A 17,912-nucleotide genomic window follows, 5' to 3' on the forward strand; every position below is an offset into this window, starting at 1 on the left:
TGATTATTCCCCTTTCGCGCTCTCGAATCTATCGAGCCGCCTGTGTGCAGATTTTGTGCTTTCTTCAATTCGTGTTACTCGCTCTGACAACTGATCAAACCTCTGCCCCTGTAACTTTTGGTCAATCCTAACATCGTCGATTCCCCGTTTGATATACTGCATGTCAGTTCTCAATTCAGCGTCTTTGGTTGCACCAGAAGCAACGTCTTGCTTCATTGTCCGGCCTCTTCCCCACCAGCCGATAAAAATGCTTGTAAGGGAAGCGATCACGGCAATAACCGTTATCAAAGTATCTTTTTCCAATCCATCACCCCTTCCATAAGGTCAGGAAAATTTTCCTAAGCAAATAAAAAAGCAAGAATCCGATTAACTGGACTCTTGCTCCTCTATTGGTTTAGCTTCTTTTGACCTTGCCTCTTCTGCTGCCTTGGTACCTTTTTCAGCTGCGGTAATCGTTTCCCCAAGCCACATTTCAACTTGCTTCAGAATCTCCAATTGCCCTACGCCATGCATAATGGATATGGCAATTACACATTCCTTGATTTCTTCAACTGGATTATCGACGTTGGCGAGGATTTCCAGTTTCTTTTTGATTTCAGCCAAATTAATTTCTCCCCTCGAAATGAAATAAGCCCCCGACAACTGTCGAGAGCTTTGATATTCCTATTGTATATAATAAAAACTACTGTATTACTACTGATAATTAAAATTCACTTAACCCACACGCTGACCGCAACGGCAACTATTGCTAAAATCGTAGTTATGGCTAAAGCGATGATCCATTTATTAGTGTCGTCAGTAGACTTCTTTAGATCTTTGAAATCTTGCTTCATTTCTTTAAAGTCTGTTTTAATCTCAGCAACATCACTTTTCATATCAGACTTCAAACCTGCTATGTCATCACGCATCTCTTGACGAGAGGAACTTAATAACGTTTCTATACGCTCAAAACGTTTCTCTAATCGCTGTTCACGTTCTCGAGCGTCATTGTGGTATCTTTCTTCACGTTCTCTAGAATCCCTTTCGAGTCGTTCTATCATCATTTTTGTGGATTCATCCATTTTATCACCACTTTCTCCCGATCCATAAGCACGTTCGTTGTAACCTCTGGTTAATTGTTCTATTGCAATATTAAATGAAGGAGGAGAGGTTATATGGGGGTAATATTTGTTGAATTCGCCGTTGTTGGGAATCGAAAATAAATTACGAGACCTCTTCTTATTGACGCTACTCATACATATCACTTCCACCATCATCAATAAACAATGAAGATATACCAATCGGTTCATCATTGTAGTATACTACAAAATTATATTCGCCTGTTGTCTCGAATTCGACCACTTCACCTAGCTTTACACCTATTACCCCCATTAACGCAATACCTTCATTTTCATTTTCCGCCTTAGGTGCATTCTGCAACGGAGCCATGACATATTCGTTCAAATCGACAATTTGAATAGTCTTTCCATCCGGGTTAATAATTTTCAAATGAAAATCGTTATATTCACGAGCAATTATATTAAATGCAACTGTTGCAAATATAGTCTTGGAGAACGGCAACTTTTCAGAAAGAGATAACAAAGGGGTGTTTATCATGTGCAAAACATCGTCTTCATGACCAACATTCCCCATTCCCTTAGACAATACAATAAAGAATACCTTATTTAGCTTTTCTCTATATTCCTTTATCATCGCTGCTTAATCACCTTTGAGTTATGCTCCATCGGTTGGAGAACTTGCTGCTACATAATGTCACTGTAACATTTCTCCATTTATGTGTTAAATCCTTCTTTCGTATTAATCAAAAACGAACAAAATGTGAACAATTAGTTCTTAATTACTATTAGACAGTATTTCAGAAAGCAAAACAAACAAAGCCCCCGTCATTTGTCGAGAGCTTTTCATATTTCTATTGTATTCTTTATTTAGTTCTTATTTAGTACGGATTTAATGTTTATGATTACTGGAATAACTTCGCTTCAGCGAATACAATATTTAAGTAATCTGCGTAACTTCCAAATGCATCAGTTTCAATTCCCTCAAACAATATTTCTAACTTGAGCACTCCAGACAAATCTACGCTAATCTCCTTTGCTGGATCTCCACCAATTAGTTTATCAGATTTAAAAAGTTCTACACCATCACCAACTATTGTAAGTCGACCAAAATTCACTGAATTCTTAGTGGAATCATCAATTCCGAGAAGAGCTGAGAGTTTGCTGTAATTTCCATTAAGGTTATATGATACTTTTCCCGTTTGTTGACCCTGGAACCCCAGTCCTAAACCACTAAAATACTTTTGCCCTGCAATATTAAAATTTTGGCCAGGAGGATTTTTCCATTCATTTATTCTCAAATAATCAATAGCTTTGCCTTCTGCTCTAGAATAATCGATTTCCGATAAATATTTAAAATTCCCTTCTTTCTTTCCAATCCATATGGTTTTCGTCTTTCCATCCCAATTCACATCTTTACCAAGCGCTTCACCTGCAAAACGAAGTGGCACATATGTAGTTCCATCATAAATGAATCCCTGTCCAATTGAAGGCTTCTTCTCAACTCCATCGACCATGTACTTCAGGTTTTCGTAATTCACTTCAATTTTCATCTTGTTTGCAGCAAAAACCGATCCTCCCGTAATCATCGTACCTACCAAAATACCTACAACCAGTCCTTTAAGCTTATCTTTCAATGCAATCCCTCTTTCTGTTATGTAGTAATATCGGACTATTGAAGTAGTTCGACATATTCCACAAAACTCCTTTTTAGGAAAAGAGAAATTGTCGGAAAAATAGCTATATATAAATTAATAAACTGGTCTGATAAAAAAATAAAGCCCATCGGTTGATGAGCTTTTAAGAATTTATTGCAATTTCATTTATATTATACAAATTTAAAAGCCATTCTCTCCCCAATTGGGTAAAGCGTCGATCATAAACGACTTTTCCGTTATCCAGCGGAGTTTGTTTGATTTCTGTATAACCACAATCGGAATACTTCGCTCCAAGAACCCATGTGCCGTTTACTTTGAATTGAACACCGCGATCCTCTAAATCTTTATTGAGTGCTATCGCAGACTTGAACCCAAGCTCCTTGCCTACTTCAGTAGCGGTGTATGTCTTGTTAACATGCATCAGAATAGCATTGGTTTGCTCTGCTTTAACACGAGCTGCACGTTCTTCTTTAAGTTTGGTTAGCAACTCAATACCGAAATCAGGATCATTTAATATATTGTCGATCACGTTGTCAGTGGCGTAGATGCCGTGTTTGCGGATAGAAGGCAATACATCGCTTGTAACCCATCGTTTGAATTTCTTTGCTCTTTCCTTGATTTCCAGATTATTACCTTGTCTGGCTGCACCAAATATCAAGCTATAAAGTCCTGATTCATTAATGAACTTTTTTGACTGTTTCCGATTCATTGAATCAATGACTCCGTGAACGGCGGAGTCATCCCCGTCAACATAGTTTGATACCGCGTCATGGGGCTTATTGAACCCAAGAATGGATGCTGTCTCAGTAGCTCCAAACCATTCTACGCCTTCCAAAACGATTACTGGGATATCTCCGAATGATTCGTGACTAAATACTTGTGGTTTCTCCAAACTATTGTCTCCTTTGGAGATGCTGGACGGGAGTATACCCCGTCATGCGTTTTGCATCAATAATGAAATTGAAGAATTAACCCAATGGTTGCTGCTGAGTTATTCTATAGTTTCATCGTATAAGCAAAACGCTACGCATTTACTGCGGATTAACCTAAAAAAGCCACCAACTATATAGTGGCGGCTAATGAGATACGAAAGTTCTTTGTGAACTCGCGTGAATATCGGTACTATAAAAATAATTAGTCCTACTTACTTTCTTCTTCTTTCTTATTCACGATTTTATTAGGATAAATCCAGTCTACAGTCTTCAAGGGATTCATATAGATGTTGTTGCCATGCTCGTCACGAAGGAATTCCAAATCATCTTTATAATCTCTGTAAAGAGTAAGTTTTTCGCCTTTAACTGTCACATATTTAAAAATAAAAACATTCATGTCAATCGTGACCCCTACCGGTATTTCTAGGGGAACCAAAGGTATGAATATTTCAACATCCTTCTCAATGGAGGCGAGATAGAAATCCCATTCATCCGTATGTTTGTTATCATTAATAACGTAAGAGAGGTTTATTTTTATAGAACAGTTAGTGATAAATGGTCCTGATCCATGATGAGAAATCTTAAAATAAGGAACCTGAAGTTTCCTGTATTCTCTAGGGAGCAAACTTTTTTTCAGTAATTCATACCCCTCTGTCATAACTATTCTACTATTTTCGTGAGTTTTGACATCAATAAGCATCATCGGAGCCCTAAAATCATGCACATCAACAAACGAACGGTTATTTTCAATATCTTTTTTCTCATCGTGTTCTTTTTGCTTTTTAAGTTGATACAAAGCTATTACTACGGCGCCGATTACACCAAGAAAATTAGCGAAAAAACCGATCCAATCACCAACGTCTCCATTAACACCTGGGGCTCTCCAGCTTAGTAGACCGTAATTAATAATAATGGGTATAGAGATAAAAAGAATGATGTATATAACTGCTTTCTTCATTTCGACTGTCCCCCAACATCCTATGTCTATTGAACTATCATTATACTCCCATGATATACCATGTCTGTCCATAGGATGTTTTGTCAATAAATGTCGAAAAACCCACACCAATAAGGAGTGGGGTAGAGGAGTATATTTATGTTATTCCTTTAGAGCTTCAAATATAGTGTTTATTTATTAATGCCGAAACTACTGTTTTACGTTTTCTGGATGTTTAATCTTTTGGTAGTCATTTGGTGGTTGTTCCCTGTGTGCCGCTCCTACCAATTTGTTTTTTATGGCGTTCACCGATTCCAGTAATTCACCGAAAGCATAGAACAATACTGCTGAAACTAATAGAGGAATCGTCGATGAAATAAATATCAGAAAGTTAGCTCCCGAAGCTAAATTAACAACGCCTGATATTACACCAATTAATCCGCATAAGATTCCTATTACTTTTAATAAAGGACTAATGTTTGTCATCCTCGCTTTCTATTACTGTTTTTTTTATTTCAGTGATTCTAATTCAGTATTTATTTCAGCAAGGCGTTTATTTATTTCCTTTAATCGCGTTTCGCTTTCATTCTTCATCTTAGTGTAAGTTTCAATGTCTTGTTCATACATTGAGCGTTCCCATTCCAAAGATGTGTTTTCGTATTTTTGTTTCGCTTCAGTTAAATACTTATTTGCATTTTCTACGGAATTGTGATTTAGCGTCAGATCGTTAACAAGTTCCTCTTTTTCCTTTTGTAAGATTAGAATTTGCAAATCAGAAGGGTATTGTTTCACATCACCAACCATTGTAATCACCGCTTTCTTTCCTTTGGAAGCCGGTTCATACTTCACATCAGCTCCGAAAGCATCCGCAATGTCTTTTACCGGCGCATAGGATTTGCTGTCTACTATAATCGCATCAGGTAACTGATTACCGTTTAGAATAACAGTTGCCTCCGCCCCAACCTTTAACCCGATTCTTGAAACTGTATTAGCAAGCGCCTGTCCCGAAAACATCAACAACGCACCTATGATAAATCCTATTACATATTTTTTCATAATTCGACCTCGTTTCCCGTTTTTAAGCACATTATAACAGATTTCATAATGTGGTGTAATTAGGAAACTCGCAATCCATTAATGAAGTTTAGAGCAATATTCGCCGGACCTCCAGGCGTAGAAGACACATAGACTTGGCCTGAAGCGCCTGAAAATGCGTTTGCCTTTGCATTTAGAGCCTGCTGCAATGTCTGCCCTCCATTTGTTGAGTATAATTTACTCCAATTTTCAAATCGGGCAAATCCATTGTTTCCAGGAGTAAAAACTATATCCGATGTGACACCTGTTGACCGTAGAGTCAAAGAATCCGCTGAAGCCAATAACATGCTTCCGAATGTCGCAAGCGATAGGCTGTTTCCCTCTTGATACAAACGAGAAACGTTGGATGGATTATCAAAATAAATCATTGGCACTCCACTTTCAACGGCATATATTTTCAGGAAGTTTGTCGGAGTTGAATACGCTGCAAAGAAGTGTCCTGTATTAGACATTTCTGCTCTTGGGTAAGAAGAAGATGTTGCGATATAGCCGCCATAGAATGTGCCGCCTGTGATCGTTCCTAAGGCAACAATACCACCTGCAAACGTCCCTCCCGTTGCATTAATATTACCTGTTATATAAGCATTGGTAGCTGTTAACTGACCGGCCATGTTTACGCGAAACGGGGCATTTGCAAACTGTTGATGTCCAAGGTGGATTCCACTGGCGTTTGCCTTGAAGACATTGTTTAAAACGCCGATCTCAATTTCAATAAAGTTGCCGAGTTTGCCAATAACCTTTTCCGCAACCAATCCGGCAGCAGTAAGAGCCGCATCTGCTGTATCTCCCCCATCAGTAGTAACGTACAAGCCTTTGGAGGATAGAACTACCTGGTCATTATGGTTAAGTTTGCTCCTGAGGACAATTCCGCGCTCATCATAGATAACTTCGGATTTGCTGTTATTGATGTCATGGACGGCTTGAGCTGCGAATGTTTCAAAGGCTGCTGTCCGGACTTTTCCCCCGCTGATGATACTATCGACAAGTTGTTTGGACTTGTCCAGGTCAGCAATGATATCGTCATAGTCTCGCAGAAAGAAGTTTGCCAGCGTGACATTCGGATGTTTGTTCTTTTCGAAAGGATAATCTGTGACTTCCATGGCCCGCGCCGTTATTCCGTTGATCTCCATTTCAGCATCAAACATGGTCACGGTATCGCCCAAATGGATTTGCGGTTCGTCATCGTCGATTTTGTTCAAGTCGGCTGCATTAATAGAAACGTCAATCGCTGGAACCTCGTTCTCCCGCAGCATCTTTCTGGTGTACTCCAACAACTCCATCGGATCTTCTATGTCCTGATTGATCGTCTCACCATCAAAATAAGTGTTGGTCGAATTCGACCAGTAACCGGCATATGGAGAAATCAAATAATTGACTCGTATTACCCCGTCAACGATTGCGCCGGGAACAGCATTCAGGAGCGCGTATTCCTCCGTGGTAAGGTTTGACGCTGGTAGCCCAATGAATGTTCGTCCATCTTTCATCTGGCTGTACATACGCGTTACAAGCGCTCTGCTACTATCGCGGAAGGTTACGTTAATAATGTTCTTCTGATACCGATACTGGAGGCCAAAGTCCGCACCGATTTGTTTTTTAATATGAATGACAAAGTTGTCCGGCTCGATCTCGCAGCTATAAAGCTCCACAACCTTGTTCAGTGCCTGCAAGCAGTTGCCGCGCCCGAAGTCTTTAACGTCCTTCAGGTCGAATGAATCATCCAGAACAAACGTGAACTTGCCGCCTGTCGCCGCCGAAATGGAATTCAGCAACGTTGAAATATTGACTCCATAGGCTTCCTCAATATAAGAGGCATACGGAAATTTCATATCCGACATTTTGAACATCACATGCATACAGTCAAATTCAACAAGACGCTTCATACCATCCCGTTTCCTGGACCGGTCATTGATAACATAAAATTGGCCACGCTCATCTTGAACGTGGCCTTTAATTTGTACCTTTTGAAAATCCTCGCTATCCATCGGTAACGTGAAGTTTAATTCATAATCCGAATTTAGGCGGCGCGTCCGCTTTACATCCATTGCATCCGGCAATACACCTACCGGCACAAGATTTTTATCAAATACCTTAAGCATGTAATCCCCTCTCACCTAAGGAAAATTTTCCTGAACATTAAATAGTAAAAGCCCCGCCTATGTGGCGGAGCCATACTCTGTACCTGTGATTTGTTGGTATTGCTCTGTTGTGATTTTGTTACCTGCGACAAAAACGGCTACTTGCTCGTCGTTGTAACGTCCAGCATCATAATGCCGCTTAACGATCCCAAACCAATCCATGCTTTAGATCACCCCCTTGTCTACCAACTCAAGCAGGAGTGCGGCATGGTCAGCCTCAGACTGTTGGAGCCTCGTTTGGGTGTCGACCAGTTCCAACGCCATAAGCGCCGATTCATTTTCCAAAGCAGCTACCGTCTCCGTAAGCGGACGCTGAAATACCGGCGTCTCCGGCTCGTCGGGACCTGGGTACGAAAAAAGGACTTGCTCTGTGTCCGGGTCTACTCGGTACCCATTACACGCGGCAAAGTCCTCTGCATATTGTCCGTATTCCAGTTGCAACATACCGACTGACTCCGGGACTCGCACCGCCAATGCCGCATAGGACGCGAAATCTTGTTCCGAAGTCGTTTCCACTACATCGCCGGAGCGCTCCCCTGTGTCCAATATGACGTTACCAGTTATCAGTTCGTAATAAATCTTTCGCCCAATCTGCATGTCATGCCCTCCTATTCAAATGCCCACCATGCCGGGCTTGCTGTGGGGACACCAGCTCCGCTATCATAGTAAACGACTATTTCCGCGCCGTTTGCTGTAATTTGAAATTGATCGTTCCCCGTTCCCTGCGCTCCATTTTCTTGCATTCGAATATAACCGGAGCTTGTGTCAGGGTACTTATTAGTAAGTATCCCGCCTGTAAACTGCGGGCTGATGCTTGCCCATGCGCTGCTTAATGGAGCGTTAATTCCCGAAGTAGAGACGAATATAAAAGATGGCTGAAAAGATAGACCGGTTATAGTGATTTTGTGATAACGGTCAAAATGTTGCAATGGCGAAGTCCCTTGTGCCCAGCGCTTACCCTCGATCAACGTACCGACAAGCCCAAAAATGCTTGTACCTGCGCGGATGTTAGCCGCAATCAAATCCGGCTGCGCTGCTGATCGCACATTGCCGAAACTTCCGCTGCCTGGATAATATCCGGTCGGCGGCTTGAGGTATACGCGGTTGCCGGTGCCGGGATTAAATAAGAACGTGGATATCGCGTCCGGTTCTTGGCTGGATCGATCCGGCATTGTACCAGTTACGATTCCTGCATCCGTCCCAATCGTTTTGCCCGCCAACACTTCGGCTGCCACCGCTGTTCCGTACTCACCCCCTTCACCCTGTAACGTAAAAGCCGTTCCGTTATAGACCAGCGTATACACGGAGCCGGACTTGAGTAGCCCTGCTGCCGGAGCCGATCCGTTTGGCTTGCGGATTGCTTGCGCCCCCGTCCCGTTGACATTAAGCGTAGGATTCGCGCCGTTATCTACGTGCAGTTTGACCATAACGCGCATACCCTCGACAAGTTGCGGAGCAGGCGTAAGAGTTAACGTGTATGCCGTTGCTGTACCGGCTGTTGTGCCGTAGCTGTTACGCTGTACGAGGTCGTGAGCGTTGTTGTCCGCCTTGGCCTCGATGTAGTCGAGCGCAAAATCCTGCACACCGTTATGCTGCTGCAACTTGGCGATATCCTGCGTAGCCTGCGCCACGGCTCCCCCAAGCGTGCTGCGGTAGATAAGCGTTGCATCAACGACGTTGGCGGTATATGAGTGCTTGTCCAAGACGATGTAATCGACATACCACTCATTTGCTGCGATTTCGGCGGCGGTGTACCTTGCAGAGTTGGCCGAAATAAACGTTGGAGGGCCTGACACAGCTCTCCAACTACTATCTAACTCCATCCCTTTATAGACCGACAAAAATTTACGCGTAGTATACTTAACACGAGACGATCCCCAAAACTCCGTGGAGTCAGCGGACATAATGTACCATCCGCTGCCGTCTAATTTGGGATAGGCCCGCTCTCTTACTACAACACCCTCCATCAACTCAACCTGATTTCCTCCCTTGACCACATTCAGCCCGCCAAGATCGCCGGACAGTTGCTCCGTGATCGGTGTTGCCCGCACGTAGTCGAGCGTGGCGTATGCGTCCCAGCCGGGGGCTTTGTTGGCGGCAACATACGCCTCAGTATTGGTTGTTGGGGCTTCACCAGTTAAGATTGACACCCATGAGTTATAGATACTACCGTTGTTGCCGTTCGCCCGCCAACCATTACATAGTCCTTTCCTTGCATTGGAGTTAGGGGCTACTGCGTCTACCCATCCGCTCAAAGTATTACCAACCGAGAGATAAACCCTATTATCGCTCGTTGTAATGACAAAGTGATCTGCGGCTATCGGAGCTGGCCCATACCGTTGCAAAACGAGTCCATCAAATCTAACAGCATTTTGATGCTGGATCGTATTTGTCGGCACTGCAATGTTTTGATACAAACGCTTGTATCCTGTATACACGCCCTCTAGTCCCACATCTTTTAAACCATCCATCTTTAATCCAATTACTAACCGTCGGAAAATCTGCCCGGTTGCGCTGTCGTAGCTGTCCGCGATTGTGCGGTCTACATTGCTGGCGAGTATCGTGTCGGCGTTGGCGTAGGTTGGATTGTAAGGCGTAAAGCTTGCGGGCAATTGGTCGGCCCCGCCAAGTACGAGCATCCAGTTTTTGAAACTAACACTCCCCGCGCCATTAACGCCAAGACCGATAGTAACCTTAGTCTCGATATCAGTGTTAAAGGTTAGCGTTTGGCTTGACGTTCCAGAAATTACGGCCCCACTAACACCGCGCCTCACATTCATATATCCGCTATGATCTGCTTTTAGCGTATACACAGTTCCGGGCTTAACATCAACCGTGATTGTGTTAAGTCCTGTAGAACTGCGAGTCATTGAGAAATCATAAGGAGCATTCAACACCATTTCTGGAAGCGTTGCGTCAGGTGCGCCCTTGAGCAAGTTTTTACCCGGCATCATTACCGACAGCCCCCGCGTATGCTGTACGCTGTCTACGTAAGGCCAACGGCGGTCTATTGCTTCTCCGGTTATCGTTGTACCAATGGCGGCGTAGTCGGCGGCGGATAGTTCGTAGAGGCGGATTTCATCGAAATAAACGATCGCCGTCGCTGTTGTTACGCCTAACAACGTCCTAAATCCGTTACCCACTAAAACATTTGCTGTCGGGACTTTTAACGGGACGAATTGCCACTGCCCTACAAGCGAGGTGTTTACAGATGCAGCATAACGCGATGTGTTCGTGCCTGCGTCACGTAATGATACGTTAATCGTTCCCGATGTATATGACTCAATGTAGACCCAGCAGCCGAATAGATATTGTTTGGTTGCGTCAAGAACATACGCATAATCCTTGTAAAACGTTGACGTTGAAGCGGATGCCGTAACCTTGATGGCATTAATTCCGCTCCGTTTCTGCGTTGTGGACAATTCCACCGTGCCAAACGTCTGAAACGGAGTTAGACTTTCGCAACCGCCATCGCGTCCCAATATGTTACAGAGCGTGCAGCCGATAACCCTAAACGTTGCCCCGCTTGCCTGATCGGACTGGATGACGTTGACTCCCCGCTGTATGGGGGCCGGGATTGTTTGGCCTTCTGCTATTGCTGTCTTTGCAGCAGTAAGATCCTGTTTGTCTTGTGCACTCATTAAGCCGCCTGTAGATGTAGTGGCTGTTGGAATTGGATCAGATCCCCCAGGCAAATGCGTAATTGCATGTGCGCCTGGAGCTGCTTCTCCTGTCACGGTAAGTTTTATTTGCTTATTGACTGGATCAGTGGTCACGGTTAATCCGATGTCGCCAACAATGTCCAAAGAATCAGTTTTCGCTTGCGCCGCGATGCCGTTAATGTTACCAAACGCGGTTTGGTTTACTTCCGCCCCCGCAGCGATGCCATTAAGCTTCGTTTTGTCAGCGGCAGACATCAATCCATCGGTTGATACAGTCGCTGTTGTTGTCCCCGCCTTGGCGTTCCAGGTTGCCTTCTCGGTGTCGGTCACAAAGCGATTACCTGTATCCTGAACAATAATAGACGGTGGATGCGATGAGGGATGTGTGTAATTATTCGCCCCAGCCGCAACACCATCCAGCTTGCTTTTGTCTGCGGCAGACATTAAACCGGCTGCGGATGTTGTCGCTGCTCCCGGATTGACTTGTGCGCCTGCTTGAATTCCAGCCAGTTTATCTTTTTCGATTTGTGTAGTATGGACTGCTGAATTGCCAATGTGCGCATCTGATTTATCTAATTCTGTTTTAATGTCGGCGTAGTTGTCGTTGTGTCTCTGAAGATTAATCATATCCAGAAGCTTTTCGATAACCCTTGGAATGAATGCCATCTCTTTTTTAGCCTCCTTTATTTAATAGAGATACTGATGACGGAACAGGAAAGAAATGACGAGATCAGGATTTGTTGCGTTGAGTGTGAATGTTGTAATGCCGGGTCTAAGCACAAAAAAAACGCCGTTTGATCTTGCGAAGGCGTTTAATCCATTGAGTTTAATTGTCTTTTTCCTTAAATTACAGTTGATTTCCAAACTATCCGTTGCTCCATTTGTTCCGACAAAGGTGAAGGTTGTGCCTTCATCATCTGTTAAGGTCAGATTAGTGAAAGAACCTGCGATTGAGATAATCGGATATGACTCCGTTGTTCCTGAGTTTTCGATGGTAAAGACTTGCCCATCAACACTAACTGGTACTGAATGATTATTGTATTCATAACCCTGCCCATATTCCAAGCCTTGACCATACTCATAAATGCGAGTGTCACGGAGCGACTCGGGGAATGGATCATGCATCTTCATGGGAATTGTCAGTTCCCCGTCGAAGATGATTTTGTGAATAGGCAACGTCCCAGAATATCGAGCTTTGTACCTCCGGTCCGGCAGGTCGCTATATGTTAGATAGACATCCCCCCTCTTTGTATTGAACACTTGGGCCAGCTTAATAATTTTGGATTGGTAATCTGCGCTTGGATCATTCGCCATCAGGATACATTCGTGCTGGATGGTTCGCGTTCCATATTCAGCCCCGAAATCCACTTCACCATCCATTCCGGCGATGGTTTGCGAATAATCCCTTGTATCTGGAAGGACAGGAATGTCCCTCCGCTTAAGGCCCAGCCCCAAGGAAGAAAAGGTATCCACCCGATTGTCCTTGCTGCCGGTTATCGTAACCTCAATCATCGTTGTTTACCTCCTCCTCTTGACTGAACTCGGCGCACAAAATTATCTCGCTCAGACCAGAATGAACGAGCTGTAGAAGGGTCATCAATGTTTACGTCACCAGTTGAAACCGTGTAGTAATTGTTATTGACGATTGATTGACCGGAACCTGCCGCTATCGGAAGATTCGGCACCGAGAAGTTAACGGACGGTAAACTCAAATCAAGCAAGCTAAAGAGATTGCTTTGTTGCTTGTCATTTAAGACCATTTCGCCCGCATGAGCTACGACAGGTACTGCCATTCCTCTTAATCCTTTTACCAGCCCGCCTTCAGAAAAGTGCTGAAGCTTTCCGGTATCCTTAACAACGCCGTATTTGTCGCGGATTTCTTGGTTACGCGTTGTTAGCCGTGCCATTTCTGCCGCATTACCTGCTGCCCGCGCCTTTTCCCATGCATCTTTATTAGCGTTATATTCAGCGACATCCGATTCGGGGGAATCACCGGATGTATTCACAGCCACATTATAATTAGCAATCCGCGCCATGCGCGACTGGTACTCAGCAATAAAGGTATCAAGTTGACTCAGGATTTCGGCGTTCTTTTCAGACTCCTTCATTATCTGGAGCTGCTTTAGAATCTCTGCCTCGCTCTCAACTTCCGTTCCAAAACCCTTCAAGGCGGTAAGCATGTCATCATAATGTTTTTCAAGGGTTTTAATTTGTTCTTCGTAATCCTCTTTCTTCAGGTCACGTTCTTTTTCTAACGCTTCCTTAGATTCTTCCAGACCGCGAATGGTCAGTTCCCTGGAACGTTCAAGTTTCATTTGTTCAATTTCTTCGGCTAATTCTCTACGCTCCTTGATGCCTTCGGGGCCGACAGCGGATTGAAGCAATGCAAGACGCGCCTGTTTCTTTGCTAATTCTGCTTCATAGTCATAATCGTCATATTGCTTTTTTAGTGCATTGATGACGTTCTCGACGGCCTCTATCTTTTTGTCTTGTTCTTTTACAAAGGCGTCTCTTTCGTCTTTCAGAGCTTCAATGCTGGCTTTGCGGATAGTCTCAATGCCAGTTGTCTGAAGAGAAAACATCTCTTTGATTTTACTCTCTTCATCCTTTAGCAGCCGCATCTTGATCGAATAGACTTGTTCATCAGCCTTCTTTCTCAGTTCACTGCCTTTGGCGTACCTGGATTGGATACGCCGCCATGCTGCAAGTTCTTCTTCATCGCTCAGACGGCCCATTGCTTTCTCATGGGCGATCCACTGTTCCGAAAAAGAGAACGTTTCCTGAATCTGCGCCTTCTTCGCGGCATAAACCATTTCATCAAGTTTCATTCGCTCCTCCGTGCCAGCTTTGTACTGGATTTGAAGTGTTTGGAGCATCTTCAGTTCCTCTTTTGCCGAAACCTCCCGAATGGATTTCTGATGACTGATTTGGTTCATAGCCGTTTGATAGGCTTCTTTTTCCTTCTTGGCCTTTTCTTCGACAATTTGCTTCTGGATGGAATAAACCTTTTCATCAAGCTTCATCCGTTCCTCGGTTCCTTTAGCATATTGCGTTTGAAGTTGCTGCCAAAGAACGAGTTCTTGGTCAAGGTTAATTCGGTCCATCGCTTTTTCATGCTCAATTTTTCGTTGAGCCTCAGCAAATAAGTCGCGTTCTTTCGTTTTACTGGATTTAGCGCCCTTATCTTTGCTAGAACTTACCCCGAAGCCTGGATCGTTGAACAATTCCGTTAGGCCTGAAATTCTTTGGTCATAACCCTCCATCTCTTTGAAGTAGCTGTTGTAAATGGACTCAATGCGTTGCAACTCAGCGTCATCAGCTTTTATTTGCTCTTTGATGCCTGCTTGTATCTGTACAGCAAATCCAAGTATCCCAAAGTCTTTTCCGAATGCCGGAGCAGCAGAAGAAGATGCAGCATCCTCGTAAACCTGCTTATTAGCCGCCGCCCCTAGTAACTTCTGTTTGAGAGATGCCAAATCACGGATTCCCTGCATTTCAACGCCATAGGCGCTCATGCGCTCCTGAGTGCCTAAAAGCGTATTGGCCGTTGCCGCCTTTTCAGCTTCCAGGGCGTCGATTGCCATTTGGATTTTGGCTTTACGCAGCGCCTCGACAGCATCTCCTTCAACCGTCCACCCATCAGCGACTTTTGTAATTTTGTTGCTCAATTCGGGATACTTTTCAATAAGTTTGGAAACTTCGGCCCCGTTCAAGATTTGACCTTTCCTTAAGTCTGCTTGAATCGTATTCAGTTCACCGATAGCGCTGCTGGCATCTTTCACTTCTTTTTGAAAGTCCCTAATGGAGTCTTCGTAACTGGATGTTGATTCTTCTGCATCCTCCATTGCTGCACCAAGCGAAGATACCTCATCAGTCGAGGTCGAAACAGTCCCATTCAATAAATCTAAAGACCGCTTACTAGAACTTGCCTTGTCAGACACAGCCGCCAACGCTTCGCCAGCTTCGACTATTTTTGCTGCAAGTTTATCTGGATCACCGAATGTTTCTCCATATAACAGAGCATCTATGCCCCTGTTAAAAGAACCCTTTTGCATGTTAATGAGTGTATCAAGCTCTTTTTGGAGTTTTTCACGCTGTTTATCTAACGAATCAAAATTTTTCTGTTCAACAGCAATTAGTGCTTGTTTGTACTCCTCACCAAAAGATTTGATTTTATCAGCATTAATTTGAATGGCATTTCCGTGCTTATCCCATGCCGAGACAAGTTCAGGCATAGCCTTGCTGATTTTCTCCATGACTACAGAAAGTTCATTTTTCGCTTGAGTGATTTCCTTATCTGAAGCTGTATTACTCTCAGTAACAGCCATCAATTCCCGATAACGTTCAGTCAATGCGTAGGCATCGCGCTCATTCTGCTTAGTACTGTCAACGACAGAGTTTTGTGCCCCTTTGTAATAGGACCATGCAGTAATTAGACCACTTAAAGCGATTGAGATAGCCGTCAGAGCCGCGCCTATTGGTGTTGCAATAAATGCCTTTTGCGATACATTAGCGGCATCGGTAGCCGTTTTCATTCCTAACATGGCTTTCGAAGCTGTCACCAGCCCAGTCACCATCGCAACGATGGATTGCCCTGTCATTAACTTCATACCGGTATTCAGGGCCATGATTGCTGTTCCAAGCAAAAGGGTTGTGGTTATGGTGTTTTTCATTGGTCCAGGCAAAGAATTGAAGCCATCAATCAGAAATGTTCCTGTTTTGACAATCTCCTTGAGCACAGCCAATACACCGCTGTCTCCCAGCGTAATAACAAGTTCATCCCAAGCTGCCTTGAGCTGAAGAACTTGCTTTTCAAGAGTAGTCATCGCCAATGCATTCTCTCGTTGAGCTGAACCAAAAGAATTTTCCGCAACGGAAGCAACGTCCATCGCTCTGGAATAGTTGTTCATTAGCGCGATAAAACGGGAAGCTTGGTCACCGCGCGCAACAGCTTGAGTGATCTCGTGACGTTCTGCATCAGCCAACGTGTACCACTTCTCAGCAATTCGATCCAGCAACTCGCTAAAACCCATCATATCGCCATTTGCCTGTTTGATTGTCCCTACATACTTTTCCAGCTTATCGATGGCGATGTCTCGGGAAGAGAAGGATATGAACGACTTAATGGCGTTACCGGCTACCGCACCTGTAAAGCCAGCTTGGTTAAGGACGGTTAAATAACCAATGAGGTCGTTCGTTTCAACTTTTGCGTTTTTGGCAGCCGCACCCACACGGTTCATCCCGTCCAAAATCTTTTTCGAGGTAGTCGGGAACTGGTTGGAAACCTCATTGAGCTTATCGAGCAGGCGTTCAGAGTCTTCAGCAGCAAGCCCAAGGTTGAGGATTGCTCCGGTCAGCAACTCTTGAGCCTGAGCAGCGTCATTAAAGGATTGTTCGACGTTCGCAGCCATAAGAGCCGTTTTTGCCAATGCCTCCGTTTGTCGCTCGTCAAAACCTTGTTGAGCAATCAACGTATAGACTTCACCGACATCCTTCAGCGCGTATCCGTATTCCTTGGCGTTTTGAATGGCTGATTGCTTAACAAAATCAATATCAGCGGTATCGCCCATAACCCGCTTAATGTTGACCATCTCATACTCAAAATCTTTCATAACCGAAATAGCCTCGGTAGCTCCGCGAATGACGCTATAATACATCGTTCCGGCCATCAGGTATTGCCCTGATCGTTGAAGCACATCATTGCCGTTTACCACCCGATTGAGCCGCGCTTGATGCATTTCGGTTTGTTGTAGCATTTTCGCATTATGCTGCTGATCTGCCATTTCAAGCATCCGATGACCGTTCTTCATGATCTGGAATTGCCGATCGATCTTTGCTTGAGCTAAGTTTTCAACGGAACTGGCGCCCATGGCTTTCTGCTGCAAGGTTGCCATGCGCTGCTGATGCTCTTTCTCCTGCTGGAGGATAGCATCATTCCGCTGTTTGACAATCATTTGTTGTGCAAGTAACTTTTCGGCAGTGATTTTATTCGTTTGGTCCAACTGGTTCTTTTTTGCGGTGAGCAACTCTGCTTGAGCCGTCCTCTGTTTAACCAGTGCATCGGATTCAGCAAGTATTTTTTTTCGGCGTTCATCCGCTGTCAAAGCTGCATTATTAGCCGCTGTTGTTATGGCGTTATACATCTTCTGAGTCTCGGTCAGCGCATTCGTCAGGACTTTAAATGACTCCGCATTCGCTCGAGCGCCTTCGTCTATCTCTTGAAAAGATGGCCGCAGTTTGCTTATATCAAGCTTTATTCGCGCACCAACGACATCCTTATCCATTCCGTCCATATTACCCACCTCCCGGCAACAGAAAAAGGGAAGCCCCTAAGAGCTTCCCGAATCCGAATTTATCTACTTTAATCGTAAAACAGATTTAATGCGTCCCAACTACGGATTTGCCAGAACGCAAAAAAGGCGCACCATACCAAACAGG

At 44.1% G+C, this 17,912-nt stretch carries 14 protein-coding genes; all 14 read right to left on the reverse strand.

Features of this window, described 5'->3' with window-relative positions; genetic code table 11:
- Positions 1-3: 3 nt before the first annotated feature.
- The 14 genes from ACX93W_RS05135 to ACX93W_RS05200 all read right to left on the reverse strand — a co-directional run bounded on the left by ACX93W_RS05135 (position 4) and on the right by ACX93W_RS05200 (position 17,767).
- Positions 4-303 (reverse strand): hypothetical protein, encoded by a 300-nt coding sequence (locus ACX93W_RS05135; RefSeq protein WP_459391229.1) that lies wholly within the window; start codon positions 301-303, stop codon positions 4-6.
- Between the two features lie 63 nt (positions 304-366).
- A complete protein-coding gene (locus tag ACX93W_RS05140; protein ID WP_459391230.1) occupies positions 367-603 on the reverse strand; it encodes a hypothetical protein in 237 nt (78 codons plus the stop codon).
- A gap of 107 nt (positions 604-710) precedes the next feature.
- Positions 711-1,235 (reverse strand): hypothetical protein, encoded by a 525-nt coding sequence (locus ACX93W_RS05145; RefSeq protein WP_459391231.1) that lies wholly within the window; start codon positions 1,233-1,235, stop codon positions 711-713.
- Positions 1,228-1,692, reverse strand: coding sequence for a hypothetical protein (locus ACX93W_RS05150; RefSeq protein WP_459391232.1), 465 nt, complete (start codon positions 1,690-1,692; stop codon positions 1,228-1,230). The genes ACX93W_RS05145 and ACX93W_RS05150 overlap by 8 nt, the downstream gene beginning before the upstream one ends.
- Before the next feature lie 268 nt (positions 1,693-1,960).
- Positions 1,961-2,692: an NPCBM/NEW2 domain-containing protein gene (locus ACX93W_RS05155; protein WP_459391233.1), complete on the reverse strand. Its 732-nt coding sequence runs from the start codon at positions 2,690-2,692 to the stop codon at positions 1,961-1,963.
- Between the two features lie 163 nt (positions 2,693-2,855).
- Positions 2,856-3,605 carry a BRO family protein gene (locus ACX93W_RS05160; protein ID WP_459391234.1) on the reverse strand — a complete coding sequence of 250 codons (750 nt, stop codon included), beginning with the start codon at positions 3,603-3,605 and terminating at the stop codon, positions 2,856-2,858.
- 248 nt (positions 3,606-3,853) lie between these two features.
- Positions 3,854-4,603 carry a hypothetical protein gene (locus tag ACX93W_RS05165; protein ID WP_459391235.1) on the reverse strand — a complete coding sequence of 250 codons (750 nt, stop codon included), beginning with the start codon at positions 4,601-4,603 and terminating at the stop codon, positions 3,854-3,856.
- A 489-nt stretch (positions 4,604-5,092) separates the two neighbouring features.
- Positions 5,093-5,638 carry a hypothetical protein gene (locus tag ACX93W_RS05170; protein ID WP_459391236.1) on the reverse strand — a complete coding sequence of 182 codons (546 nt, stop codon included), beginning with the start codon at positions 5,636-5,638 and terminating at the stop codon, positions 5,093-5,095.
- Between the two features lie 59 nt (positions 5,639-5,697).
- On the reverse strand, positions 5,698-7,773 hold the full coding sequence (locus tag ACX93W_RS05175; RefSeq protein WP_459391237.1) for a phage tail spike protein: 2,076 nt from the start codon (positions 7,771-7,773) through the stop codon (positions 5,698-5,700).
- A 57-nt stretch (positions 7,774-7,830) separates the two neighbouring features.
- Positions 7,831-7,974, reverse strand: coding sequence for an XkdX family protein (locus ACX93W_RS05180; protein ID WP_459391238.1), 144 nt, complete (start codon positions 7,972-7,974; stop codon positions 7,831-7,833).
- Between the two features lie 3 nt (positions 7,975-7,977).
- The gene (locus tag ACX93W_RS05185; protein WP_459391239.1) at positions 7,978-8,409 is read right to left on the reverse strand and encodes a hypothetical protein; all 432 of its coding nucleotides are present in this window, start codon (positions 8,407-8,409) and stop codon (positions 7,978-7,980) included.
- An 11-nt stretch (positions 8,410-8,420) separates the two neighbouring features.
- Positions 8,421-12,140, reverse strand: coding sequence for a hypothetical protein (locus ACX93W_RS05190; RefSeq protein ID WP_459391240.1), 3,720 nt, complete (start codon positions 12,138-12,140; stop codon positions 8,421-8,423).
- Between the two features lie 21 nt (positions 12,141-12,161).
- On the reverse strand, positions 12,162-12,986 hold the full coding sequence (locus tag ACX93W_RS05195) for a phage tail domain-containing protein (RefSeq protein ID WP_459391241.1): 825 nt from the start codon (positions 12,984-12,986) through the stop codon (positions 12,162-12,164).
- Positions 12,983-17,767: a phage tail tape measure protein gene (locus tag ACX93W_RS05200; protein ID WP_459391242.1), complete on the reverse strand. Its 4,785-nt coding sequence runs from the start codon at positions 17,765-17,767 to the stop codon at positions 12,983-12,985. The genes ACX93W_RS05195 and ACX93W_RS05200 overlap by 4 nt, the downstream gene beginning before the upstream one ends.
- Positions 17,768-17,912 lie beyond the last annotated feature (145 nt).

The sequence above is a fragment of the Paenibacillus sp. CAU 1782 genome (assembly GCF_054551715.1).